Below are 23,625 nucleotides of genomic sequence, written 5' to 3'. Positions count from 1 at the left end.
AGTATTCGAGCCGAGATCGAGCGGTGTGTCGTCCTCTGTGCGAACTGCCACCGACTCGAACACGCGAATCCGCCCGAGTGCGGATCGGTGGAACTCGAACCCGACAGTCATAAATAGGATCGAATCCAACGATCTGTCGCAGCACAGTCCCCTGGGGTAGCGGCCAATCCTGAAGCCTTCTGGGGGCTTCGACACAGGTTCGAATCCTGTGGGGACTACTCTTCCGTTCTTTCGACTCGAGCACATTCCCTCTCCCAGACCTCGGTCTCCAGTTGAAACGAAGGGGTCTGCGGTATCGACCGTGGTACCAGAAACCCTATCTTTGCGCCGTCGCTAGATTCGAAGTATGAACCGACGGACGTTCCTCGCTGTTGGAGGGACGGCGGCGCTTGGCGGGGTTGCCGGCTGTCTCGGAGGCAACGGCGGAACGCCGGCCAACGAGTACGGATACGAGACGACGACCACCGACGGGACCGAGGTACCGCTGGCACCGGTCGACGACGTCTACCAGTGGTACGAAAACGACGAGGCGAAGTTCGCCGACGCACGCGGTCGCGACCAGTACGAAGCGGTCCACATCGCGGGTGCCGTCTTCTCGCCGGCCCCGAACGGCACTGAGAACGATCCGGCCGAGGAGTGGTCGACCGACACGCAGATCGTCACCTACTGCGCGTGCCCCCATCACCTCTCGACGATGCGCGCTGCGGCACTGATCGACGCGGGCTACGAACGCACGTACGCGATCGACGAGGGACTCAACGCGTGGATCGATCGCGGCTATCCGATCGAAGGAGCGAACGTCTCGGCCAACAGATCGACGTACGCGATTCAGGGCCAGTCCGACGCTGCCCACGCCGGCGAGATGGTTATGCTCGAGCAACTCGACGCCGACCGCCGCGAAGCAGCACCGATCGCCGACGACGGCTCTTACACCCTGCAACTCCACTACGCGGGCTCGACCGATTCCCGATTTAGAGTCGAAGCCCCCGACTACACCGTCGAAGGAACTCTCGAGGAACTGACGAGTACCACCGTCACGGCCTGAGCCAGCCCGCTACGTTTCGGACCGTTCGTAGGCACCTTCTCGCTCGAGTTCGCCCCGTTTCTCGAGAACGTCTGGAGTGCGACACATACCTGGCGCACCGGTCACCTGCGGCACGGTGCAGTTGTTACAGCTCTCACAGACGACGCGCGGATTTTCGGTCCCGGAGTCCGAATCGAGCAGCCGTGCGCCCAGCCGCGGTTCGGCGTAGAACGGGCGGGCCATGCCGACCATGTCGCAGGCGGGCTCCCCGTCGCTGTCGCCGTACGCCCCCTTCTCGCTCGAGCCCAACAATCGATCCATCTCCGCCCGCTCGCGAATGCCGCCCTCCGCCAGGACCGGAATCGACACCTGCTCGCGAACCCGCCGGCAGAACTCCTCGTTCCACGCGGGCTCGAAATCGTACTGGAACGACTGCACGCGGTTCGCCAGCGCGACGAGCCGTCTGCGAGCAGCCCCGCCGAAAGCCGCGTCGTACTCCTCGCGGAGCGCCTCGTTTTCCCACGCTCGAGCCGGGTACTCGCCGCGGACGATGCTCATGTCCCACGCGACCGACGTCTGAACCGGGACGACCGCATCGTAGCCGATTCGTTCGAGCCGGCGAGCGATTTCGATCCCGTCCTCGAGCGAGAGCGTTCGGCGGACGATCGGCGACGGGGGAGCCGGCGTCTCCGCCGGAACCTTGGTCATGATCGGCACGTCCCCCGCCCGTTCGCGGATCTCGTCGTGAACGACCGCGAGAAACTCGAGGCGGGCCTCGGGACTCCCGCCGAACTCGTCGTCGCGCCGGTTGTAGAAGGGCGACAGGAACTGCTGGACGATCCCCATGTTCGCCCCGGCGAGGTGGACGCCGTCGTAGCCCGCCTCGACGGTTCGGGCGGCTGCGCGACCGAAATCCGCCGCGAGCTCGTACACTTCCGCGGTCGAGAGGACGTGCGGATCGTACGCGAGAAACCCGAGTCGGTCGAGCAGCCGTAGCTGCCACGGTGGCTCCGAGACGGCGAGCTGCTCGAGGTCCGGATGCTCCTCCCGGTACTCGGCGTGCCAGGTCTCCATGCTCCGGAGGCCGCCGTGCTCGAGCTGGACGAAAATCCGGCTCCCGTGGTCGTGAATCCGGTCGGTCAGTCGCGACAGCCGCTCGACGAAGTCGGGATCGTGGACCCGGGTCATCCCCGGTGCGGCGCACCCCCCATCGCCACGGACGATCGTCGCGCCCTGACAGAGCAGTCCGACGCCCGACGCCGCGGCGGGCTCGAGATCGTCGATCAGCGCGTCGACCGCGTCGGGGCCGTTGCCCGCACACTCGAGCAGCGGCGCGCGGTAGAGTCGGTTCGGAACCGTCACACCGCCGATCTCGATGGGATCCTCGAGGGTGGCCATGCAGGGCGTATCAGGCGGGTACACAAGAGCGTAGCGCCGATTCCGAGTTCGTGTCCCGTCGGCGCGCCGACCGCTGTGGACCGGTCGGACACGAACGCCTAAAACGTGCCAGGTGGTACCATATCTTGGGGTGGTGCGATGTCCCTCGAGAACGAACCCACGATCGATCCGCCGACGTGTTCGCGCTGCGAAATCGAGATGGAGCGCAGGGCTGCAGGGACCACGAAGACCATTCCGGTGATCGGCAGCGAGGTCGAGTTCCGACAGTTCGGTTGTCCCGAGTGCGGACAGGGTGCTCGGTTCGAACGGCGTGATCCCGACGACGAGTGGGCACGCGCCGGCGTCTGACCGACCGCGACGCGCGCGGAACGGTCGACCGCTGACGGGTCGGGGTATCGACCGCGAATCGCCCCGTTTTTTCGACCGACCGGAGCGGGAGCGAACGCCCCGTCCGTCGGAGGCGGTGACGCGGCGACGGCCGTCGGTCAGGGCGGGAGGACGACCGCTCGCCCTTCGATTTCGTTGTGCTCGAGTCGCTCCGCGACCGTGTTGATCTCGTCGAGATCGTGGCGCTCGGTGTGGAGTTCGACCGCGCCGCGCTCGACCAGCGCGACCAGTTCTTGGAGCTCTGCGTACTTGCCGACCAGCGTCCCGCGGTAGGAGAACTCGCCGTTGACCAGCGCCTGACTCGGCTGGTGGACGTGACCGCCGTAGCCGACGACGTGGTGGTCGCCGCCGGCGGCGACGATGTCCGGTGCCATGCCGGTCGTCTCGTCGCCACCGACGAAGTCGATCACCTGCTGGGCGCCCTCGTCGTCGGTCAGGTCCGCGATGACGTCGGCGAGGTTCTCCTCGGCGGAGTTGACGGTGTGTCGGGCGCCGAGGTCCTCGGCCAGCTCGAGCGCCTCGTCTTTGATGTCGACGGCGACGATGTCGGCGGCGCTCATCGCCTCGAGACACTGGAGCCCGATGTGGCCGAGGCCGCCCACACCGATGACGACGCTGGTGTCGCCGGGGTTCAGTCCGTCGACCGCCTTCTTCACGGCGTGGTAGGCCGTGATTCCGGCGTCGGCGTGCGGTGCGATGTCGGTCGGATCGACGCCGTCGGGAAGCGGGATCACCGCGCGTTCGTTGGTCTGCAGGTACTCAGCGAAGCCGCCGTCGGTCGTGAGCCCGTTGAACGCGCTGTTCTCGCAGTACATGTCTTCGCCGAGCCGACAAGGGCGACAGATGCCACAGGTCTGGACGGGATGACAGATCACGGGATCGCCCTCCTCGACCAGCGTCACCTCGTCGCCTGTCTCGGCGACGATGCCGGCGTTCTCGTGGCCCAGCGTCATCGGCAGGTCCTGCGGCGCGTAGTCGGCCCACATCCCCTCGATGATGTGGTTGTCAGTCTGGCACCAGCCCGCGCCCTCGACCTCGATCAGTACCTGATCGGACCGCTCGAGGTCGGGCCGGTCGACGTCGTCGATCTGCAACGCGTCGCTCATGTCGTCGGTGTACTCGTGGAGCCTGGCTGCTTGCATGAGACTGCGTCACAGTTCACCGCCATCGGTGATAACGTTCACCTCCCGTATCGCTTCACGCGAATGTTCGATTATTTATATTGGTGCTGTAGAACGCTTATTTTGGCGGCGAAAAGTGGTGTGGGGGTGTAATTCAGTTATATCTGAATAAGAGTAATGTGGTGTGGTAACGACGTGCACTGTGCGATGTACCAGCACAACGGCGAGGAGATCTTCGTCATCGACGGACACGTGCACCTGTGGGACGCAACGGAGGAGAACATCGACCACGACGGCGGGGAGGAGTTCATCCAGTGCTTCTACGACTACCACACGACGTTCACGCCGGAGGACCGCCAGTGGAGCATCGAGGAGTACCGGAAGTACGGCCCCGACCGGATGGTCGAGGACCTGTTCGGGAACGCCGCCGCGGACATGGCGATCTTCCAGCCGACGTACCTCACTGACTTCTACGTCGAGGGGTTCAACACCACCGAGCAGAACGCCGAACTCGCGACCGAGTATCCGGAGCGGTTCGTCCTCAACGGTACCTTCGACCCTCGCGACGGGGACGAGGGCCTCGAGTATCTCGAGGCCCTCCACGAGAAATACGAGATTCCGGGGGTCAAGCTCTACACCGCAGAGTGGCGCGGCGACTCGAAGGGGTAGCGACTCGACGACGAGGACGCCTTCGAGTTCCTCGAGAAGTGCGCCGACCTCGGCATCGAGAACATCCACGCCCACAAGGGACCGACCATTCGGCCGCTGAACCGCGACGCCTTCGACGTCGCCGACGTCGACGACGCTGCCTCGTCGTTCCCCGACCTCAATTTCATCGTCGAACACGTCGGCCTGCCGCGGCTCGACGACTTCTGCTGGATCGCCGCTCAGGAGAACAACGTCTACGGCGGACTGGCCGTCGCCGCGCCGTTCGCCCAGAACCGACCGGGCAAATTCTCCGAGATCATGTCCGAACTGCTCTGGTGGTTGGGCGAGGACCGCATCCTGTTCGGTTCGGACTACGCGCTGTGGAACCCCGACTGGCTCGTCGAGGAGGTCCTCGAGGCCGAATTCACGCAGGAAGACCGCATGGAGTACGGCGTCGAGTGGGACCTCGAGACCAAGAAGAAGGTGATGGGTGAGAACGCGGCCGACCTCTACGACATCGACATCGAGGCGAAGCGCCGCCAGTTCCAGGACGACGAGATCAGCCAGGAGTTCGGGCTCGGCGACCACTACGCCAGCGAGGAACCCGCGGCGGCCGACGACTGATGACCGGGACCGAATCCGACGGCTCGACGTCTGCGCCCACTCGGGCGGCCGTCCGCGACCGACTGGACCGGGTCACGGATCCGGAACTCGACCGCTCGATCGTCGCGCTCGACTACGTCGATCGGATCGAGATCGACGGCGCCCGCGTCGCGGTCGAGTTCACGCTCCCGACGGCGTGGTGCTCGCCGGCGTTCGCCTGGATGATGGCCGTCGACGCCCGCGACGAGGTCGAGTCCCTGCCGACCGTCGAGACCGCCCGGATCACGCTCGACGAGCACATGCACGAGACGGAGATCAATCGCGGCGTCAACGACCGTCTCTCGTTCGCCGAGGCGTTTCCCGACGCCGACGGCGACGTCGCCGCCGTCCGCGCGGAACTCGACGAGAAGGCCCGAGTAGCCCGACAGTACGAGGCGGTCGAGGCGCTGCTCGAGGCCGGTCTCGATCCGGCGGCGATCGTCGACCTCCGGCGACGCGATCTCGAGGGACTCGACGCCGACACGACGGCCGACTCGGCCGACGGCGCGGACGAGACCGTCGCCGTCTTCGTCCGCGATCGCTCGTTCGCCGTCACCGCACCGGCGGCGCCGATCGAGCGCTATCTCGAGAAAGCCCGCGAGACCGCGCTCGTCTCCGACCCGGACGACCGACTCTTCCGGACGCCAGAGGGTGAGCCGATCGATCCCGAATCGTTCGACCTCGTCCACCAGCGCGGCCGACTCGCGACGGTCAACATGTCGAGCCAGGGCGGGATCTGCGACGGCCTTCGAGAGGCGAGGGAGGGACGGCTCGAGAAGCCGGCCGACGACTGACGGCGTCGACTCGTCGGCAACCCCGGGCCGGCTACTTCTCGACCTCGAGCAGCGCCACGCGCTCGCGGACCAGCGCCGACAGCGAGGCGTCGGTCGCCCCGCGCTCGGCCTCGGTGATCTCGAAGAACGACCGCAACGTCTCCTCGTCGGACGCCTCGAGCGTCGGCTCGGTCGAAACGACGGCCTCGAGAGCGGTGACTTCCTCGAGGGCGCCGGCTTCGTCTCCGTCAGCGTCGGGTCTACCGTCGACTAGCACCACCGCTCGGTTCTCGCCCTCGTCGACGCCCATCTCGAGTGCGCGGTCGATCTGGCGTCGGCCGGCGGCGTACAGCAGGATCTCGACGGCGCGATCCCGGGCGACGTTCTCGCCGCGCTCGATGGCGCGATCCGCGAGTTCGACGGCCCGTTCGAGGTGGCGACGGTCGGCGACGTAGCGCGCGTCGAACGCCTGTATCGTCACGCCGTGGCGGTCGCCGATCTCGCCGATGTCGACGACGAACGAATCGAGGTCGTCGATCGCGAGTCGGCACTCGAGCACCCGCATCAGAAATCACCCAGGCTCGATTGGCTCTCGTCCGACTCGCCCGATTCCGCCGCGGGCTGTCCGTCGTCGCTCGCCCTCTCGCTCGAGTCCGCCGTCGCGTCCCCAGCACTCGAGGCCGGCGATTTCGGCTCGACGCCGTCCATCGAGGGATCCTCGCGACCGGCGTTCTCGAGGATGTTCTCGGCGGTTTTCTCCCCCTTGAGCACGCTGAGGACGACGCCCTTGTCCGCGGTTCGCAGATCGGCGGGCTCCTCGATCCCCGCGTCGTAGAGTCGTCGGGCGCGCTTGCGGCCGACGCCGCCGACGGAGACGAGCTCGAGTAGCTCCTCGCCGACGCCGTGTTCGACGCGGGCGCGGGCCTCGCGGACCGCGACGGTCCACTCGCTGTCGATCTCGGCGGCCAGCGACTCGGCCGCGCCGAGCAGCCACTCGGCGGTGTCGACCTTCCCGCGGAGGTCGCCGGGACCGATCTTGTACCGGTCCGTCAGCTGCTCTTCGTCCGTCTCCGCGGCCCAGTCCTCGAGCAGCTTCCCGGTCTTGAGCGCCGAGAGCCAGTCCTCGAAGCGCTCCTCCTCGAACTCGCTTGGCGCGTCGCCGAGCAGTTCGGCCTCGCGCTCGTAGTAGAGCTCCCCGTACTGCTCGTCCTCGCCCGAGCGCAGGTAGAGCTCGTACATGTCCGGCGTCCGCGAGACGAGCTGGTAGAGCCCCAGCGCGGTCGGGCGCTCCTCGGCGTCCGCGAGGCCGTGAACGATCTCAGCGGCGCTCATCGGATCGAGGTAGAGCCGCGAGACGGTGTGACCGAGGCTGGTGGCCTCGAGCGATTCGTCTCGACCGCCGCTGTCGGCGAGATCGGCCGCGGAGGTGAACGCGCCGTCGTTCCCTTCACCACCCTCGTCGTCCTCACTGTCTCGTTCGATGAAGTCGTTCGACTCGAGGTACTGCAACACCGTGTCGGTCACCGTCTCGAGCCGGCCGGCCTCGCTCGACTGGCTCGCGTAGAGGGTGGCCTCGAGGAACTCGAGGAGTTCCTCACGCGTACGGGCGAAGCCGGAGGCGATGGTCGCGAGCACGTGCGTCCGGAGGGCGGGCTCGGCCGCCAGCTTCGAGCGGACGGGCTCGGGATCGGCCCAGATATAGCGGTCGAACAGTTCCTCGCTCTCGTCGTGACTCTTGGCGAGCAGGACGGCCTCGCCGTAGGGGTCGAGCCCGGGCCGACCCGCCCGGCCCATCATCTGGTGGACCTCGAGGACGTCTAAGGGCGCCATTCCGCCGGCGCTGGGGTCGAAGCGCCGCCAGTCGCGGACGATCACGCGCCGAGCGGGCGTGTTGACGCCGGCCGCGAGCGTCGGCGTCGCCGAGATCACCTTCAGCAGGCGGTCGCGGAAGGCGTCCTCGACGAGGCTCCGCTGGGTGCTCGAGAGGCCGGCGTGGTGGAAGGCCGCGCCGCGCTCGACGCAGTCGGCCAGGTCCCTGCTCGTCTCGGTGTCGCTGTCGTCGCGGATCTCGTCGGCCAACTCGGCGAGTTCGGTTTGCTCCTCGGGAGTCAGTTCGTTGCTCGAGACCTCGCCGAGTCGCCGCGCGGCCGCCTCGGCGTTGCGCCGGGAGTTGACGAACACGAGCGAGGAGCCGCCCTCCTGCAGGATGTCGCGGACGAGCGCGGCCTCCTGTTTCTCGCTCCCCTGCACGGGGACCTCCCGGGTCGAACCGTCGTCGAAGTTCAAGGCATTGCCGTAGTGGACCCCCATCTGGAGGTCGATCGGTCGCCAGTCGGTGTCGACCAGCGCGGCGTCGAGCCAGTCGGCGATCTCGTCGGCGTTGCCGACCGTCGCCGAGAGCGCGACGAGCTGCATGCGGGGGTTGAGCTTCCGGAGTTTGGCGAGGGTCACCTCGAGCGTCGGTCCCCGGTTCCGGTCGTCGATGAGGTGGACCTCGTCGCTGACGACGCAGGTCAGATCGGAGAGCCAGTCCGCGCCGTTGCGCACGAGCGAGTCGACCTTTTCGCTGGTCGCCACGATGATGTCCTTCGTCGCGAGCCAGTCGCTGGTGCTCTCGTAGTTGCCGGTCGTCACGCCGACCGTGACCCCGAACTCCTCGTAGGCCTCGAACTCCTCTTTTTTCTCGCTGGCGAGCGCTCGCAGGGGGACGATGTACAGCGCCTTCCCGCCGCGCTCGATCGCCGACAGCATCGACAGGGCGGCGATCATCGTCTTCCCGCTGGCGGTGGGGACGGCGGCGACGAGGCTCTCGCCGTCGGTCGCGCCAGCCTCGACCGCCTCGGCCTGGGGCGGGTAGAGCTCCTCGATGCCCTCCTCCCGGAAGTGCCGGGTCGCACCGGACGGGAGCCCCGACAGCTCCTCGATATTCATTGCCCGTCCTTGGCGCGTCCCGTGGTTTAAACTGTCGTCTCGGGAACTGGGATCGGCTCCTCGAGCGCTCGATGCCGGGAAGCGGCAGCTCGCACGGACCGATCAACCGCCGCGCGGTGGCGCGCGCTGGTGGTCGGCCGAGCGTCAGCGAGGACGACCACAGACACCGTGCGAGGGTCGAGCGAACGCCGAACGGCGTGAGCGAGTCGGTTGGGGAGGGCGAGGTCACCCTAGCCGCCACGATAGCAGAACGCTTCTATTCGCTCTCTTCCTCGAGCGCGCAGTTCTATTCATACGACGAGCGGATCTTCGATGGCGATAGATCGATGGGACCGGCGACCGAAACCCCGTCCATGGTCGACCCCGACAGCGTCCTCGTTCCCACGCTCGGCCGCCCGCGAGCGGACGAGGCGCTTTCCTACGCCCTCGAGACGTTTCCCGACGCCGAGATCACGCTGCTGGCCGTCGTCACGCCGCTCGGTGCCCCACTCAGCGAGGGCGGCGTCTTGGAGCGAGACGAGGAGCGCTCCGCAGAAGCGCGAGCCAGCGCGACGGAACTGCTCGAGTCGGTCGCCGATCCCGATGCAACCGACCGCGTCCAGATCGAGACGGCCGAGGGGCGACCCGCGAACGTCGTCCCCCGCTACGCGTCCGAGGAAGGGATCGACCACGTCGTGATGGCCGGCTCCGGCGGCGGCAGGGACGGCCTCCTCAGACGGTTTCTCGGCCGCGGGATCGCCGCGACGGTGGTCGAACGGACGCCGGAGCCGGTGACCGTCCTCGAGTGAGCACCTCGAGTCCGCCGTTCGGTCAGCCGCCGATTACGCTCGCCAGTACCCGATAGAGGCCGTAGCTCACGAGGACCGAACTCCCGAGGGTCACAAGCCAGAAAGTGATCGTGACGGCGATCTTGCGCCGCGAGACGCCCGCGGAGCCGCCGGCCAGCCCGCCGCCGATCACCCCCGAGAGGACGATGTTGTTCAGCGAGATGGGGATGCCGAGCGCGATCGCGATCTGGGCGATGATAAAGCCCGGCACCAGCGCCGCGATCGAGCGGCGCACGCCGAGCTGGGCGTACTCTCGAGAGGTCGCCTGCAGCAGCCGCGGCGCGCCCATCCACGCGCCAGCGAGGATGCCGGTCGCGCCGATCGCCAGCAGGAGGATTCCGGGGAGTCCGAGTTCGGTCCGAAAGAGGTTCTCGAGGGGGCCGGTCGCGAGTCCGACCTGCGACCCGCCCGAAGAGAAGGCGACGATCCCGCCGAGGACCAGCAGGAACGAGCGGATTCCGCCCTCGACGGAGACGCGGACGCGAGCGCGAACCCACAGGAACGCGAGGGCACCGATCGCGACCGTCACGAGGATGGTTCCGAGATCGATGCCGGCGGCGAGCGTCGGACCGCCCCCGAACTGGCGGGCGACGAACCCGGCGAGGGTGCCCTGATCGGCCGTCGGATCGGGGATGACGCCCAGCCGAACGTTGGCGACGATCGAGCCGACGACGCCGGCCAGCAGCGGGACCCCGACCGTTTCGGGAACGTCGTCGCGCCGCAGAATCGTCGCCGTCGCGTACGCCAGCCCGCCGGACATGATCGGCACCAGCGCCCAGAAGATCCCGAGCCGCCGGTAGGTGTCTATTGCCGGGTCGCCGCCGAGCGAGAGGCCGACGCCGATCATCGCGCCCGTCGTCGCGAACGCGGCGGGGATCGGATACCGCGTGTAGATCCCGACCGCCATGAACGTCGCCGCCGTCAGCAGGCCTGCCGTGGCGGCAAGCGGCGTGATCGCCACGCCGTCGATCAGGTCCGCACCGACGGTCTCGGAGATGCTCCCGCCCTGCATGAGCGCCCCCGCGGCGGCGAGCAGTCCGATGACGAACGCCGCCCGCATCGTCGAGATCGCGTTCGCGCCGATCGCGGGCGCGAAGGGCGGCGAGTTGCTGTTCGCCCCGAGCACCCACGCCATGAACAGACAGGTGAGGATCGCGGTTCCGACGAGGACGGCAAACGACAGTGCAACCATTCAGTCTCTCGTACCCTCTCGTTCCACGACTGGATGGAAAAGCGTTCCCTCGGTATCGTTGTCGGCCGACTGTTCGTCGCGGTCTCGTCGACCGCCTCAGGCGGTCTTCTCGAGCACCGTTCGGTAGTGCGCCCCATCGCCGTCACGGGACACGTCGCAAATGTCCCACGCCGTTCCGACCGTCGCCTCTCGAAGCCGAGCGGGCGAGCACAGCAGGAACTGGAGCGTCCGCCCGATCTCCCGGTATCGCTCGCCGTCGGCCGTCTCGCGCTCGAACTCGAGGTGAAAACACCGATGGGCGATCCCCTCGCGGGGGTCCGAGCGGTAGCCGAAGAACTCCGCGTCCAGCCGGGTCGGATCGTAGTTGTCGACGACGGCGACCCCGTCGGCCTCGGTGACGCGAGCGAATTCGCCGAGCAACTCGCTGATACCGGCCAGCGAGCGGCCGAGTCCGATCTGCGTCCCGACCGCGTGGACGGCTCCGAACGCGTCCGTCGCGACCGGCAGGTCGAACATGTCGGCGACGAACACGTTTTCGAGTCCGCGTTCCCAGGCCGTTCGTACGGCGTTCGGACTCACGTCGACGCCGACCGCCTCGACGCCGCGGTCGGCCCACCACAGGAGGTGTCTCCCCGCACCACAGCCCACGTCGAGGACGGGGTCGGTGTCGGACAGTCGCTCGAGGACCTCGATCGGTTCCGGCGCCCACGTCTCCGGCGGCGCGAAGTAGAATTCGGCGACGTTCCCGTCCTGCACGTTGTCACCGTCTCGATAGACGAGCCGTCCCGGGTCGCCGCGCTGGTGGGCGAGCATCGCTCGGCCGAGCGGGTCGCCCCGCTCGAGCCGTCCCTCCGCCGACGAACGGGGGCGATCGCGAGTCACGCTCGAGTCGACGAGACGACCGGTAATAAAAACACGATGACATATGGTTCCGAGTAACGTATCACACGACCGGCGACCGCTAACGATTTACGGGGATCGACCCAATCCCCGCGCATGAAGGTCGAGTACGACGAGGACGTCTGTATCGGGATGTTCCAGTGCGTCGCCGAGTGGGACGCCTTCGAGAAGGACAAATCGAGGGGGAAGGCCGTCCTCGAGGACAGCGAGGAGGTCGAGGACGGCGTCTTCGTCCGTGAGGTGCCCGAGAGCGCGGAACTCGACGCGAAGTTCGCTGCCCGAGCCTGTCCCGTCGACGCGATCACGATCTACGACGACGACGGCGAGCAGCTGATTCCCTGAGAGCGCCTCGAGCGGCACGCGAAAAGAATCGGTCGCGGGTCCGTCGATTACGAGATTTTGTCGTACTGCTCCGAGAGTTTCTCGGCGGCCTCGCCCAGCTGGTTGCGTTCGTACTCGGTCAGATCCCACTCGACGATCTCCTCGACGCCGTCGGATCCGAGTTTGACCGGGACGCCGAAGGCGGTGTCCTCGTGGCCGAACTCGCCCTCGAGCTTGACGCTGCCGGGCAGCACTTCGCCGGTGTCGCGCAGGATGGCCTCGACCATGTGGCCGACGCCGGTCGCCGGGCCCCACTGGGTCGCGCCCTTCTTCTCGATGACGTTCATCGCCGAGGTCTGGAGTTCCTCGAGGAGTTCCTCTTTCTCGTCCTCGTCGAACTCGGGGTCCTGCCCGTTGACCCGCACTTTGGAGAAGACGGGGACCTGAGCGTCGCCGTGCTCTCCGAGGATGGTCGCCTCGACGTTCTGGACGGGCGCGTCGAAGCGCTGGGAGATGACGTAGCGGAACCGTGCGGAGTCGAGCCGGCCGCCGAAGCCGATCACCTTCTCGCGGGCGCGGTCACCGGTCTCGTAGAGGTGCCGATTGAGGAGGTCGACTGGGTTGGACGTGGTGACGGTGATGAAGTCGTCGTTGTGCTCGGCGATCGAGGAGCCGATGTCCTCCATGATCGGTGCGTTGTCGCCCGCCAGATCGATCCGTGTCTGGCCCGGCTGGCGCGGGATGCCCGCCGTGATGACGACGACGTCCGAGCCGGCGGTGTCCTCGTAGCCGCCCTGGCGGATCGTCGTGTTCGAGTCGTAGGCCGCGCCGTGGTTGGCGTCGGCGGCCTGTCCGATCGTGTCGTCTTCCTTGTCCGGAATGTCGACGAAGACGAGTTCGTCCGCGATGTCCCGAAGCGCGATGTTGTAGCCTGCGGCGGCCCCGACGGTGCCGGCCGCGCCGACCACGCTAACTTTCGTCATACCACGTAAACCTCCACCTGCCTCCGCGTTAAATCCGTCGAAACCCACGACTTCGGACAGTTTGACGATGTATATTACGACACCTGTCGTACAGTGTGACCGTGGCTCGGGGTCTCACCGCTCGGTGCCCCGCGGTTCGACTCGAGACCGAACCGACCAAACCCCGCGCTCGCGACCGTTCTACTGGGATGCGCGTCAGCGTCATCGGCGGCGGTACGATCACCGAGGAACAGACGAGCCGCGCAGAAGCCGTGGGCCGCGAACTCGGCAGCCGCGGACACACGGTCGTCTGCGGTGGCCGCGGCGGAACGATGGAAGCGGTCTGTCGCGGCGCAAAAAAAGAAGGTGGGACAACGATCGGAATTCTGCCGAGCGAGGATCGGGAACAGGCGAACGACCACGTCGACGTACCGATTGCGACCGGACTCGGTCACGCCAGAAACGCGCTCGTCCCGCTGAACGGCGACGCCGTCATCGCGCTCGCGGGCGGCGTCGGCACGCTCTCGGAGATCGGCTTCGCCGGCATCTACGACCGGCCCGTCGTCGGCCTCGAGACTCACGAACTCCCCGATCTCGAGATTGCTCTCGAGACGGTCGAAACTCCGGAAGCGGCGGTCGATGCCGTCGAAGCTGCCGCCGAGCCGTGATCGGACCCATTCTGTTGTGCTGACTGTCGGGTGTCGCAGCTTTTTCGACGCTCGGACACGTTTAGACGGATATGAGCGACTTCGACAAGGAAGCCGAGCGCGAGAAACTTCGCGAGAAGTACGAGCGCGACAAGAAAGAGCGCGAGGCGACCCAGCGAATGAGCGATCTGCTGCTCAAGGGCGCGACGATGACGAACGCCCACTGTGGGACCTGCGGCGATCCGCTCTTTCAGGAGAACGGGACCACCTTCTGTCCCAGCTGTCACGGCAACCCCGACGCCGTCGACGGGACCGAGCTCGAGGCCCAGCCGGCCGAGGACCAGCCGGCGACGGACCAGTCCACCGCGGACCGACCCGCGCCGGACACCGCCGAAACCGAGGCCGATGCGGCAGCCGACGCCGGCGCGGAACCGACCACTGTCCGCCATCGACGTGGCGACGACGTCGCCCGCGATACCCAGCCCGAGACGGCCGCCTCGAGCGCCGATTCCGAGCCACAGTCATCGACAGCGCCGCCGCGGGACCGACAGTCGACGGCCGGGTCCGACGCTGAATCCGCCCCCGCCACCGCCTCCGACGGTCGGTCTGCCGACGCCGCCCCGTCCCGTCACGCCCCCGCAGCGAGCCCGTCCTCGGTCGACGGCGACCTCGAGGCCGCCCGCGCCGACCTCGTCCGCGCCCTCGAGAAGTTCGCCGCGGAAGCCGCCGCGACCGACGACCCCCGATACGCGCGCGACTGTCTCGAGGCGGCTCGCGAGGCCAGCGAGACGCTGTCCACGCTTCGGTGATGGTGTCAGTGTCGGTTCTCCTCGGGTCGGCCCGTCACTGCGCCGGTCGATCCCGGCGGGGGAATATATACCAGCAACTATAAGTTTAGCAAAAATATATGATCGTTCGACAAACAGCGGTCGGACGCTGACCGCCACCTGCCCTCCGCGGCCGCCGGCTCGTCCGTTGCGACCGGTTGCCGACCCACAGATTCGAACCATACCCAACGATGGCACTTGGATTCGTCGTACTACTCACGGTACTCGTCGTTTGCACCGGGCTCGTCGGAACCAGTACGCTCTGCGTCGACCGAACGGGCCTCCGTCGAACCGCGGCCGAACTCGACGATCGGCTCCTCGAGATCGCCCCGTATCTCGGCGTCGCTGCGCTGTTCTTTCTGGCGAAGCGAGCGACACACGGTCTCAGCCTCCGAATTTCGAAACAGCTCGACTGGGACCTCACCGCGGAGATCTACGCCATCGAGGGCGAGTTCGTCGCGGTCCTGCAGGACGTCGTCCCCAAAGCGACGCTCGAGTTCTTCTCGGCGATGTACATGTTCGGGTTCCCGTTCCTGCTGGTGACCGCGCCGATCCTCTATTTCATGCTGCCGACCCAGCGCCACCTCAAGGAACTCCTCGTCGCGTACGTGTTCAACTACGTGATCGGCTCGCTGTGTTACACGCTGTTCATCGTCTACGGCCCGCGAAACCACCTGTCGTCGGTCTCGGGCCTGATGTACTCGTTTTACCCCCAGACGCAGGATCTGACCGCAGCCGTCTCGGCCAACACGAACGTCTTCCCGTCGCTGCACACGTCACTGGCGGTCGTCGTGATGCTACTCGCCTGGCGGTCGCGCGAGGAGTACCCGCGCTGGTTCCCGATCGCCTCGTTCGTGACTGCCTGCGTCGTCTTCTCGACGATGTACCTGGGAATCCACTGGCTGATCGACGTGATCGCGGGAATCCTCCTCGCCATTGGCAGCCTGTTCGCGGCCGAACGGATCGTCGGCCGGGCGGAAGGCGGGGTCGACCCGACGCCAACGTTAGACGAGGCGACGGACGGAATCACCTCCGAGTCCGACGACTGACCGCCGTCGTTCGGCCGTCATGTCGTCAGTCTCGATTCGCTACCCCGTGTAGTCGCTCCCGACGACCTCTCGGATCCGCTCGGCGGTCACGTTCCCCACGCCGTCTGCTTCCTGTAGTTCGTCTTCGGTCGCGATCATCACGCCCTCGACGGTGCCGAACTCCTCGAGCAGCGACCGGGCCGTAACGGGGCCGATTTCGGCGATGGAGGCGACCACGTACTCCTGTTGTTCGCTCAGGGTCTTGCTGCCTTTCTCGCCGTGGACCGACACCTCGCGGTCGGCGGTCGCCTGCTCGCGGCCGGCGACCACCGCGAGCAGTTCGGTCGTGTCGTCCTCGCTTTCGGTCCGCAGGACGCTCGCGCCGAAATCGACGGCGAGACTCGAGAGCGCGCCCCGGACCGCGTTCGGGTGGACGTCGCGCTGTTCGTACAGCCCCTCTCCCTCGACGACGACGATCGGCCGCGAGTAGTGGCGGGCCATCGCGCCGACCTGTTCGAAGACCGATCGGTCGCCCCCGACCAGCGAGTCGACGAAGTCCGCGACGGACTTGCGCTCGACGACGACCCGATCGGAGAGCACGTAGTCGCCCACTTCGAGCGTCTCGAGGCGGACCTCGCACACCTCGCGTCGCGAGAGGTCGCGGGCGATGTTCGCGTCCATCTCGCGCTGGTCGGCGACGATCTCGACGGTCTCGCCCTCGGCGTGCGGTTCGTGCGTTTCGACGTCCTCTTGCCTCTCATCCGCGCCGGTTTCGGCAGCGAACTCCTGCATTCCCGGCTGGTCGGCAACCCCTCCGCTTCCGCTGGAAGAATCGCCGACGGCGTCGGTATTTCCGCGGTCGTCGTTCACTTTCGCTCCGCTCTCTCCGGCGCCGTCGAAGTCGGCCAGCGACCGCTGGGAGTCGTCGAGCTCGTCCTCGAGGTCGTCGGCCATCCCCTTCAGGTCGCGCAGTTCGGACTCCATCTCCTTCTCGCGGCGACGCGAGATCCAGAAGTAGGCCTCGTCGCGGGTGTCCTCGGCCATGAGGACGACGACCCGTCCCTCGGACTGGCGACCGGTCCGGCCCTTCCGCTGGATCGAGCGGATCGCGGTCGGGACGGGTTCGTAGAAGAGCACGAGGTCGACTTCCGGCACGTCCAGGCCCTCCTCGGCGACGGAGGTCGAGACGAGCACCTCGAACTCGCCGGCTCGGAAGTCGTCTAGCACCTCCTGTTGCTGTTTCTGGGTCATCCCGTCGGAGCCCTCGCGGTCGCCCTGGCCGACGAACCGCTTGGCGTCGAAGCTCTCCGAGAGGAAGTCCGTCAGCGCCTCGGCCGTGTCGCGGGACTCGGTGAAGACGATGACGCGCTCGCCGCCCTCGAGCCCCAACGTCTCGGCGAGCAGCATCCGCGCTTTGCTGTATTTCGGGTGAATCTCGTCGAAGCTCTCGGCCTTCCGCATGGCCTCGCGAACGCGGGGATCGGAGACCATCCGTTGGCTCGCCTTCGATGCCCCCGACGAACGGGCCTGGTTGCGCTGGCGCTCGAAGTACCGGCGCAGCGCCTCGACGCTCTGGGTCTCCACGAGGGTGACGGCCTGCCGGAGCTTCATCACCTCGGCGTGGATCGACATCCCCTCGAACCCCTCGGACTGGTCGTTGTTGATCAGTTGCTGGAGCTCGGCCCGCATTCGGTTGAGATCTTTCTGGGACTGGTCGGGCTGGGTCGAACTCGCCACGCCCAGCTCTTTGAGCTTCTCGAGGCGCTCTTTGATCACCTCGTTCAGCGCGTCCCGGATCTCTATGACCTCGTCGGGAAGGTCGATCCGCTCCCACTCGACGTCGGTGTCGTGGGTGAACTCGTCGACGTCGGCGTCCTCCTCGGTCATCACCTCGACCTCCTGGAGACCGAGGTTTTCACAGACCTCGAGGATCGCCTCCTCGTCGCCGCCGGGCGAGGCCGACATGCCCGTTACGAGCGGCTCGCGGGCGTCGGCGTGGTAGCGCTCGGCGATGTAGTTGTAGGCGTAGTCGCCGGTCGCGCGGTGACACTCGTCGAAGGTGATGTGGGTCACGTCGGAAAGCGAGATGCGGCTCCCGACCAGGTCGTTCTCGATCACCTGCGGGGTCGCCATCACGACCGTCGCCGACTCCCACATCGCGGCGCGGTCGTCGGGGCTCACGTCGCCGGTGAAGACGACGATTTCGTCGTCCGGGATCTGTAACGCCTCCCGGTAGAAGTCCGCGTGCTGCTGAACGAGCGGCTTGGTGGGGGCGAGCATCAGAGACTTCCCGCCGACCTCCTCGAGCCGGCGGGCGGTCACGAGCAGGCTCACCGTCGTCTTCCCGAGCCCGGTCGGGAGACAGACGAGCGTATGGTGGTTCGCGGCCGTGCCGGCGAGTTTCAACTGGTAGAGTCGCCGTTCGAGAAAATTGGGTTCGAGGAGCGGGTGCTCGATCGACGGCGTCGCCGCGTCCTCGTCCGTCGCTGCCATTACCGGGCGTTCATCGTCGTCGCGAATAAGGGTTCCCGTACCGCGGTGAAAGTGGTCCGCGGCTCGAGCGGGCGACGAGAATCCCCGACGTACCACTGGTTCGATCGGTTGGCCACCGGTATAAGCGCGCTCGCGACGTAGCAAACGCATGGAAACCCGCACGACTTCCCTCTCCGTCCCCGAACCCGGGTCGCTGCTCCGCGCGGCCGGGTTCGTCCTCCTGGTGAACGTCGTCGGCGGCCTCCCGGGCGTCCTCTCGTCGCCGGACAGCGCCTGGTTCCGGAGCCTCGCAAAGCCCTGGTTCTACCCGCCGACGATTGCATTCCCGGTCGTCTGGACCATCCTCTTTACACTGCTCGGCGTCGCGCTCTGGCTCGTCTGGCGCAGCGACGCCGACGGCCGGCGGCTCGCGCTGGGCCTGTTCGCCGCACAGATGCTGTTCAACGTCGTCTGGACGCCGACGTTTTTTACGCTCGAGGCGCTCTTCGCCGCGTTCGTCGTCATCGTCGTCCTCTGGACGCTCATCGCCGGGACGATTCTCGCCTTTCGACGGGTCGACCGGCGCGCGGCGGCGCTGCTCGTCCCGTACCTCGCGTGGGTGACCTTCGCTGCCGTCCTCAACCTCGAGCTCTGGCGGTTGAACGCGTAGCCGTAGCGGGTTCCCGAGTCGGGGTTACTGTTCCGGCAGCCACCACGTGAAACCGATCGCGACGACGACGAACCCGGCCAGCACGAAGTACGCCTCGTCGAAGTAACCACGGTCGGCGAGCGCGCCGACCATGACCGGGCTCAGCGCGCCGATGGTCATGTAGACGGTCCGCAGAAAGCCCAGTCCCGTCCCCTGCATGTCCGAGGGAAACGCCGAAGTCATGTACGGCAGGGTGATCGTCCCGTAGCCGAGGATGCTCGAGAGGAAGACGGTTCCGACGACGAGGGGCCAGAAGCCCTCGAGGAAGGGGAGCGCGACGAGCGAAACGACGACGATGCCAAGCACCGGCGGCAGCGATTTCCGGATGCCGAACCGGTCGTAGAGCCGCCCCGTCGACGGCTGGACGACGATTCCCGCCGCGAAAAAGGCGCTGAAGAGCCCGGTCGCCGTGGCCTCGGAGAAGCCCTTGATCTGGATCAGGTAGGTCGGGTAGAAGCCCGTAAATCCCTGCCAGACGCAGTAGGTAAGGATCTGGATCGCTGCCACGGTGAGGATCTCCGGGCGGCGCAGTTGGGAGGCCACGTAGCGAACCGTCTCGACCGAGACGCTGTCGACGGCGCTGGTCGATCCCGAGGTGCGGGCCGGGACGACGAACCGGAGGCCGACCGCCACGACGGCGAACGCCGGGACGGCGAGGCCGAAGCCGTACTGCCAGGCGAATGCCGACGCGATGCCCCCGGCCGCGAGCGGCAGGAGGGTGTTACCGGCCTGACCCGCCGCCATCGTCACGCCGATCGCGACCCCGTCGTTGTCGGGGTAGGTGTCCGACAGCGTCGTGAACCGGGCGACGCCGTACAGCGCCGTTCCGAACCCGAACGCGGCCGTGGCGACGTAGACCACCGGCGCGGAGCCGGCGACGGCGACGAAGCCGAGGGTCACCGCCGAGATGACGGTGCTCGCGACGAGGACGTTCCCCTCGCCGAACCGGTCGGCGAGCAGGCCGCCGGGGAGCTGTCCCAGCGCGTAGCAGAGCCAGAGGGCGGTCAACAGCAGTCCGGCAGTCGTCAGATCGAGGTCGTAGGCCTCCCGCAGGTACGGGAGCAAGACGGGGTAGGCGAGTCGGACGCCGATCGAGAGGAACCAGCCGGCGGCGACGGCGACGAGAATCGAGCCGCGGCCGTCCGCGAAGAAGGTCCGCACGTTCGACACTCGGTCGATCGCTCCCAGCCGTGACACAGTGGATGCTGTCGTTCGGCAGCGAACGTCTTGATAGCTCCAGAACGGTACGGGCTTGCCGATTTCGGAACCCGACGGGGACAGCGCCCTCGCGCGGCCGGCCGACGACCCGCGACGACATCACACGGCGACGACCTTCATCGCGACGAACGCCAGACAGGCGGCGTAGATCGGAATCGTCAGGTTGTCGTCGATGATGTAGGTCCGGATCTCGAGGGTCACGCCGTCGGCGATGGTCGCGCCGATCGCGGCGATCACCGCGACGGGCAGCGGCAGGAAGGGGATCGCGACGAGCGTGGAGACGAGAAACATCGTTCCGAGCACCTTCGGCGGCTTGATCCGCTGTAAACTGTTGTCCGAAACCGCGCCGCTGATCGGATCGCCGAGCGAGAGCATCAACATCGCAGGGAGTGCGATGTCCGGATCGAAGGCCACCACGACGACGGCCATGCTGATCAGGTAGAGGGCGTAAGCGGCCGGGTTGTCCTGCTCGTACTCGCGGGTCAGCACGTCGTAGAGCCGCCAGTCGAGTCCGACCTGCAGCCGGAAGAACTCGAGGACGAGGGCGCCGGCTGCGAGGGTAACCATGAGGAGCTTGAACCGGGGCCACGTCAGCCCCAGCTCGAGCGCGCCGGCGAGCAGATAGAGCGCGACCAGTCCCGAGCCGCTGGCGTGGACGAGCCGCCGCTTCAGTTCGTCGGCCATCGTATTGTGCCTCGAGTGAGGTGACCTTCAGTCCGTCGGTTAACTTGTCCTACCGATACTATAGTGGGCACCGACGACATCGTCTTTCTCTCCGTCCCGTACTCGGTCGTTGCCCACCCTCCGACCGCCGAACGGAAGCGAGATGGAGCCGCCGCAATCGCTCAAAATAGTCGTCGAACCGATTCGATCGACGGTCACTCCTCGAGTTCGTCGAACTCGAGGTCGCCGGCCCGGATCGCCGACAGCGTCTCGGGGAGTTCGTCGATCGGCAGCCGCTTCTGGGCGGTCGAATCGCGCTCGCGGACCGTGACGCCGCCGTCGTCCTGCTCGATGCTCTCGTAATCGACGGTCACGCAGAACGGCGTGCCGACCTCGTCCTGACGGCGGTAGCGCCGGCCGATGTTACCCGAATCGTCGTAGGTGACCGACAGTCCCGCCTCTCGGAGGTCGTCGACGATGTCTTGCGCCTGGTCGACCAGCTCGTCGTCGTTCTGGAGCGGGAAGACGCCGACGAAGGTCGGCGCGACTTCCGGCTCGAGCTCGAGGTAGGTGCGTTCTTCGCCGTCGACCTCGTCCTCGCGGTAGGCGTGGTGGAGGACGGTGTAGACCAGTCGGTCCACCCCGAAAGACGGTTCGACGACGTGGGGCGTGACGTGCTCGCCGGCTTCAGTCTGCTCCTCGACGGCGAACCCGGTCTTCTCGACGGGGATCTCGTGCGTTTCGCCCTCGAGGTCGATCTCGACCGTCTCGCCGTCGAACGCGGTGCGGTCGCGCGCAGCCAGATCCTCGAGCTTCCCGACGACGGCCTGCGCGTCGCCGCCGAACTCGGGACCGAGATAACTCATGTCGGGGTCGACGGTCGCGCGCTCGACGGTCTTCGGCTCGTCGTACTGCCGGAAGATCGTGAAGCGGTCGCCGGAGTGCTCGGCGTGTTTCGAGAGGTCGTAGTTCCCCCGGTGGGCGAAGCCGGCCATCTCGATCCAGTTGCCGTCGATCTCGCTCTCGGCGTCCCAGCAGTCGCTGGCGTAGTGGGCCCGCTCGCCCGAGAGGTGCTGGCGGTAGCGGAACCGGTCCATGTCGACGCCGACCGCGTCGTACCACGGCTTCGCGACGCCGAGGAAGTACGCGACCCACTGGTCGGTGATGATCCCGTCCTCGACGGCTTCGCCGATGGTCGTCTCGATCTCCGAGCCGTTCTCTTTGTTCTGCTCGCTGGCCGGATACAGCGTCACCTCGACGTCCTCGACGCCCGAGAGGTCCGGCTCGTCGGCCTCGGGGTCGACGAAGTACTCGAGTTCGGCCTGCGTGAACTCACGCGTTCGAATGATCGAGCGCCGAGGGCTGATCTCGTTCCGATACGCGCGGCCGATCTGGGTGACGCCGAAGGGGAGCTGGTTGCGCGCGTACTCCTTGAGCCGGGGGAACTCGACGAAGATGCCCTGGGCGGTCTCGGGCCGGAGGTAGCCCGGCTGGGAGTCGCCGGGGCCGATGTTCGTCGCGAACATGAGGTTGAAGGCTTCGACGGCCTGGCCCGCCAGCCCCGCGCCGCAGTTCGGACAGACGAGTTCGTACTCCGCGATGACGTCCTCGACCTCCGGAATGGGGAGGCTCTCGGCGTCCTCGTACTCCGTCTCGTCCTCGACGACGTGGTCCGCGCGGTGGCTCTCGCCGCACTCGGGACACTCGACGAGCATATCGTCGAACCCCTCGAGGTGACCCGAGGCCTCGAAGACGGGCTCGGGCATGATCGTCGGCGCGTCGATCTCCATGTTGCCCTCCGCGACCGCGAAGCGATCGCGCCAGGCGTCCTCGACGTTGCCCTTCAGCGCCGCGCCCTGCGGGCCGAAGGTGTAGAAGCCGCCGACGCCGCCGTACGCCCCCGAGGACTGGAAGAAGTACCCCCGCCGCTTGGCCAGTTCGACCAGTTTCTCGCTCGTCGGTTCCGCCGCGTGCACGTGCTCACTCATAGAGTACCTCCAGCAGATCGACGTCGCGGACGATGCCGACCAGCTGCTCGCCCGTGACCAGCGGGATCTGTTCGATGTCGTTGCTGATCATCTGCTGGGCGGCCTCCTGGACCGACGTATCCGTCGAAACCGTCACCACGTCGTCGCTCATGAACTCCCGGATCGGGCCCGCCGGAATCTCGATGTCCCGCGTCGGGAGATAGCGGCTCCCAACGGCCTTGATTCCTTCCCAGGACCACTCGTCGTCCTGATCTCCGAAGTTGTCGCCGGTCGCTTCCTCGCCCTCGACGATCCGGGCGACCTCGAGGATATCGACCTCGGTGAGGACGCCGCTCATCTCCCCGTCGTCGTCCAGCGCGATGGTGTAGGGGACGTTCGCGTACGAGAGTTCCCGCTCGGCGACCGGCAGGGGCGCCCCCTCGTAGGACGTGTTCACGTCCTCGCTGGCGACGGACTCGACGGTGCTGTCGGTCTCCTGATCGCCCGTTGCGATCGCGTGGATCACGTCCGTCACCGTGACGATCCCCTCGAACTCGCCGTCTTCGGGCGGCTCCGAGCCGCCCGAACGGTCAGCGGAACTTCGTTCCGCGCTATCGACGACCGGCACGCGCCGCGCGCCGTGCTCGACCATCGTCCGCGCGACCTCCTCGAGGGCGGTCCCGGAGGTCGTCGCCGGCACGTCTTCCTCCATTAGCATGACGAGCTGGTCCTCGTCGGGCTGTTCGATGAGCGTCTCTCGCGAGATCAGTCCCCGGTACTCCGGGCCGTCGTCGCTCGGTTTGACGACTGGAACGGACGAGAACGACTGTTCTTGGAGATACTCGAGGACGTCCGAGCGAGTACCCGGCAGGTCGGCGGTTACCACGTCCTCGCGGGGCGTCATCGCATCGGCTACGTTCATATCCCGTCGGTACGGCGAAAATGAGTATAAACCCAGTGTTTCACTG

Annotated in this window: 21 protein-coding genes and 1 pseudogene; 10 read left to right on the top strand and 12 right to left on the bottom strand. The window is 67.0% G+C overall.

Annotated elements, in window-relative coordinates; all coding sequences use genetic code 11:
* Positions 1-346: 346 nt before the first annotated feature.
* Entirely contained in the window at positions 347-1,045 is a 699-nt protein-coding gene (locus NDO75_RS14330; RefSeq protein WP_310907165.1) for a rhodanese-like domain-containing protein, read from the top strand.
* Positions 1,046-1,054: 9 nt separating this feature from the next.
* Here NDO75_RS14330 and NDO75_RS14325 read toward each other — a convergent pair whose 3' ends face one another.
* Positions 1,055-2,422 carry an NADH:flavin oxidoreductase gene (locus tag NDO75_RS14325; RefSeq protein ID WP_310907164.1) on the bottom strand — a complete coding sequence of 456 codons (1,368 nt, stop codon included), beginning with the start codon at positions 2,420-2,422 and terminating at the stop codon, positions 1,055-1,057.
* Between the two features lie 138 nt (positions 2,423-2,560).
* Here NDO75_RS14325 and NDO75_RS14320 point away from each other — a divergent pair, with 138 nt between their 5' ends.
* The gene (locus tag NDO75_RS14320) at positions 2,561-2,770 is read left to right on the top strand and encodes a hypothetical protein (protein ID WP_310907163.1); all 210 of its coding nucleotides are present in this window, start codon (positions 2,561-2,563) and stop codon (positions 2,768-2,770) included.
* A gap of 137 nt (positions 2,771-2,907) precedes the next feature.
* Here the strand turns inward: NDO75_RS14320 and NDO75_RS14315 are convergent, their stop codons facing one another.
* Positions 2,908-3,951, bottom strand: coding sequence for an NAD(P)-dependent alcohol dehydrogenase (locus NDO75_RS14315; RefSeq protein WP_310907162.1), 1,044 nt, complete (start codon positions 3,949-3,951; stop codon positions 2,908-2,910).
* A 186-nt stretch (positions 3,952-4,137) separates the two neighbouring features.
* Between NDO75_RS14315 and NDO75_RS14310 the strand changes: the two are divergent.
* Positions 4,138-5,202: pseudogene (locus NDO75_RS14310) on the top strand (amidohydrolase family protein).
* A complete protein-coding gene (locus NDO75_RS14305; protein ID WP_310907161.1) occupies positions 5,202-6,014 on the top strand; it encodes an iron-sulfur cluster assembly protein in 813 nt (270 codons plus the stop codon). Before NDO75_RS14310 ends, NDO75_RS14305 begins: the two are co-directional and overlap by 1 nt.
* A gap of 31 nt (positions 6,015-6,045) precedes the next feature.
* Here the strand turns inward: NDO75_RS14305 and cgi121 are convergent, their stop codons facing one another.
* Both cgi121 and NDO75_RS14295 read right to left on the bottom strand, forming a co-directional pair.
* Positions 6,046-6,558 carry a KEOPS complex subunit Cgi121 gene (cgi121, locus tag NDO75_RS14300; protein WP_310907160.1) on the bottom strand — a complete coding sequence of 171 codons (513 nt, stop codon included), beginning with the start codon at positions 6,556-6,558 and terminating at the stop codon, positions 6,046-6,048.
* The gene (locus NDO75_RS14295) at positions 6,558-8,924 is read right to left on the bottom strand and encodes an ATP-dependent DNA helicase (protein ID WP_310907158.1); all 2,367 of its coding nucleotides are present in this window, start codon (positions 8,922-8,924) and stop codon (positions 6,558-6,560) included. The genes cgi121 and NDO75_RS14295 overlap by 1 nt, the downstream gene beginning before the upstream one ends.
* Before the next feature lie 353 nt (positions 8,925-9,277).
* Here NDO75_RS14295 and NDO75_RS14290 point away from each other — a divergent pair, with 353 nt between their 5' ends.
* A complete protein-coding gene (locus NDO75_RS14290) occupies positions 9,278-9,712 on the top strand; it encodes a universal stress protein (protein ID WP_310907156.1) in 435 nt (144 codons plus the stop codon).
* A 22-nt stretch (positions 9,713-9,734) separates the two neighbouring features.
* Here NDO75_RS14290 and NDO75_RS14285 read toward each other — a convergent pair whose 3' ends face one another.
* Both NDO75_RS14285 and NDO75_RS14280 read right to left on the bottom strand, forming a co-directional pair.
* Positions 9,735-10,943, bottom strand: a complete 1,209-nt coding sequence (locus tag NDO75_RS14285) for an inorganic phosphate transporter (RefSeq protein WP_310907155.1) — start codon at positions 10,941-10,943, stop codon at positions 9,735-9,737.
* 96 nt (positions 10,944-11,039) lie between these two features.
* A complete protein-coding gene (locus NDO75_RS14280) occupies positions 11,040-11,756 on the bottom strand; it encodes a class I SAM-dependent methyltransferase (RefSeq protein ID WP_310907535.1) in 717 nt (238 codons plus the stop codon).
* A 183-nt stretch (positions 11,757-11,939) separates the two neighbouring features.
* Between NDO75_RS14280 and NDO75_RS14275 the strand changes: the two genes are divergently transcribed.
* Positions 11,940-12,185: a ferredoxin gene (locus tag NDO75_RS14275; RefSeq protein ID WP_310907154.1), complete on the top strand. Its 246-nt coding sequence runs from the start codon at positions 11,940-11,942 to the stop codon at positions 12,183-12,185.
* A 47-nt stretch (positions 12,186-12,232) separates the two neighbouring features.
* Here the strand turns inward: NDO75_RS14275 and mdh are convergent, their stop codons facing one another.
* Positions 12,233-13,147: a malate dehydrogenase gene (gene mdh / locus NDO75_RS14270; RefSeq protein WP_310907153.1), complete on the bottom strand. Its 915-nt coding sequence runs from the start codon at positions 13,145-13,147 to the stop codon at positions 12,233-12,235.
* Positions 13,148-13,335: 188 nt separating this feature from the next.
* On the opposite strand from mdh, the gene NDO75_RS14265 reads away from it, so the two are divergent.
* From NDO75_RS14265 to NDO75_RS14255, 3 genes are all read left to right on the top strand, one after another.
* On the top strand, positions 13,336-13,794 hold the full coding sequence (locus NDO75_RS14265; RefSeq protein ID WP_310907534.1) for a TIGR00725 family protein: 459 nt from the start codon (positions 13,336-13,338) through the stop codon (positions 13,792-13,794).
* A 71-nt stretch (positions 13,795-13,865) separates the two neighbouring features.
* Positions 13,866-14,582, top strand: a complete 717-nt coding sequence (locus NDO75_RS14260; RefSeq protein ID WP_310907152.1) for an Sjogren's syndrome/scleroderma autoantigen 1 family protein — start codon at positions 13,866-13,868, stop codon at positions 14,580-14,582.
* Between the two features lie 209 nt (positions 14,583-14,791).
* A complete protein-coding gene (locus tag NDO75_RS14255) occupies positions 14,792-15,649 on the top strand; it encodes a phosphatase PAP2 family protein (RefSeq protein ID WP_310907151.1) in 858 nt (285 codons plus the stop codon).
* Positions 15,650-15,688: 39 nt separating this feature from the next.
* On the opposite strand, the gene NDO75_RS14250 is transcribed toward NDO75_RS14255, so the two are convergent.
* Positions 15,689-18,121 (bottom strand): DEAD/DEAH box helicase, encoded by a 2,433-nt coding sequence (locus NDO75_RS14250; RefSeq protein ID WP_310907150.1) that lies wholly within the window; start codon positions 18,119-18,121, stop codon positions 15,689-15,691.
* A 148-nt stretch (positions 18,122-18,269) separates the two neighbouring features.
* On the opposite strand from NDO75_RS14250, the gene NDO75_RS14245 reads away from it, so the two are divergent.
* Positions 18,270-18,770: a TspO/MBR family protein gene (locus tag NDO75_RS14245; protein ID WP_310907149.1), complete on the top strand. Its 501-nt coding sequence runs from the start codon at positions 18,270-18,272 to the stop codon at positions 18,768-18,770.
* Between the two features lie 24 nt (positions 18,771-18,794).
* Here NDO75_RS14245 and NDO75_RS14240 read toward each other — a convergent pair whose 3' ends face one another.
* The 4 genes from NDO75_RS14240 to NDO75_RS14225 all read right to left on the bottom strand — a co-directional run bounded on the left by NDO75_RS14240 (position 18,795) and on the right by NDO75_RS14225 (position 23,579).
* The gene (locus NDO75_RS14240; RefSeq protein WP_310907148.1) at positions 18,795-20,006 is read right to left on the bottom strand and encodes an MFS transporter; all 1,212 of its coding nucleotides are present in this window, start codon (positions 20,004-20,006) and stop codon (positions 18,795-18,797) included.
* 120 nt (positions 20,007-20,126) lie between these two features.
* Complete coding sequence (locus NDO75_RS14235; protein WP_310907147.1) at positions 20,127-20,711, bottom strand: dolichol kinase; 585 nt, start codon at positions 20,709-20,711, stop codon at positions 20,127-20,129.
* A gap of 194 nt (positions 20,712-20,905) precedes the next feature.
* Entirely contained in the window at positions 20,906-22,678 is a 1,773-nt protein-coding gene (glyS, locus tag NDO75_RS14230) for a glycine--tRNA ligase (protein ID WP_310907146.1), read from the bottom strand.
* Positions 22,671-23,579 carry a CBS domain-containing protein gene (locus NDO75_RS14225; protein ID WP_310907144.1) on the bottom strand — a complete coding sequence of 303 codons (909 nt, stop codon included), beginning with the start codon at positions 23,577-23,579 and terminating at the stop codon, positions 22,671-22,673. The genes glyS and NDO75_RS14225 overlap by 8 nt, the downstream gene beginning before the upstream one ends.
* Between the last annotated feature and the right edge of the window lie 46 nt (positions 23,580-23,625).

Origin of the sequence: Natrinema sp. 1APR25-10V2 (assembly GCF_031626495.1) — an archaeon.
Taxonomy (GTDB): domain Archaea; phylum Halobacteriota; class Halobacteria; order Halobacteriales; family Natrialbaceae; genus Natrinema.
The sequence above is the reverse complement of the archived record's forward strand: the minus strand, read 5'-3'. Positions and strand labels throughout refer to the sequence as shown.

Coding starts and splice junctions, on each gene's coding strand:
- glyS (WP_310907146.1), bottom strand. CDS start 22,678: ATGAGTGAGCACGTGCACGCGGCGGAACCGACGAGCGAGAAACTGGTC.
- NDO75_RS14330 (WP_310907165.1), top strand. CDS start 347: ATGAACCGACGGACGTTCCTCGCTGTTGGAGGGACGGCGGCGCTTGGC.
- NDO75_RS14245 (WP_310907149.1), top strand. CDS start 18,270: ATGGAAACCCGCACGACTTCCCTCTCCGTCCCCGAACCCGGGTCGCTG.
- NDO75_RS14280 (WP_310907535.1), bottom strand. CDS start 11,756: ATGCTCGCCCACCAGCGCGGCGACCCGGGACGGCTCGTCTATCGAGAC.
- NDO75_RS14320 (WP_310907163.1), top strand. CDS start 2,561: ATGTCCCTCGAGAACGAACCCACGATCGATCCGCCGACGTGTTCGCGC.
- NDO75_RS14315 (WP_310907162.1), bottom strand. CDS start 3,951: ATGCAAGCAGCCAGGCTCCACGAGTACACCGACGACATGAGCGACGCG.
- NDO75_RS14275 (WP_310907154.1), top strand. CDS start 11,940: ATGAAGGTCGAGTACGACGAGGACGTCTGTATCGGGATGTTCCAGTGC.
- NDO75_RS14250 (WP_310907150.1), bottom strand. CDS start 18,121: ATGGCAGCGACGGACGAGGACGCGGCGACGCCGTCGATCGAGCACCCG.
- NDO75_RS14305 (WP_310907161.1), top strand. CDS start 5,202: ATGACCGGGACCGAATCCGACGGCTCGACGTCTGCGCCCACTCGGGCG.
- NDO75_RS14295 (WP_310907158.1), bottom strand. CDS start 8,924: ATGAATATCGAGGAGCTGTCGGGGCTCCCGTCCGGTGCGACCCGGCAC.
- NDO75_RS14290 (WP_310907156.1), top strand. CDS start 9,278: ATGGTCGACCCCGACAGCGTCCTCGTTCCCACGCTCGGCCGCCCGCGA.
- NDO75_RS14265 (WP_310907534.1), top strand. CDS start 13,336: ATGCGCGTCAGCGTCATCGGCGGCGGTACGATCACCGAGGAACAGACG.
- NDO75_RS14255 (WP_310907151.1), top strand. CDS start 14,792: ATGGCACTTGGATTCGTCGTACTACTCACGGTACTCGTCGTTTGCACC.
- cgi121 (WP_310907160.1), bottom strand. CDS start 6,558: ATGCGGGTGCTCGAGTGCCGACTCGCGATCGACGACCTCGATTCGTTC.
- NDO75_RS14260 (WP_310907152.1), top strand. CDS start 13,866: ATGAGCGACTTCGACAAGGAAGCCGAGCGCGAGAAACTTCGCGAGAAG.
- NDO75_RS14285 (WP_310907155.1), bottom strand. CDS start 10,943: ATGGTTGCACTGTCGTTTGCCGTCCTCGTCGGAACCGCGATCCTCACC.
- NDO75_RS14325 (WP_310907164.1), bottom strand. CDS start 2,422: ATGGCCACCCTCGAGGATCCCATCGAGATCGGCGGTGTGACGGTTCCG.
- NDO75_RS14235 (WP_310907147.1), bottom strand. CDS start 20,711: ATGGCCGACGAACTGAAGCGGCGGCTCGTCCACGCCAGCGGCTCGGGA.
- NDO75_RS14225 (WP_310907144.1), bottom strand. CDS start 23,579: ATGAACGTAGCCGATGCGATGACGCCCCGCGAGGACGTGGTAACCGCC.
- mdh (WP_310907153.1), bottom strand. CDS start 13,147: ATGACGAAAGTTAGCGTGGTCGGCGCGGCCGGCACCGTCGGGGCCGCC.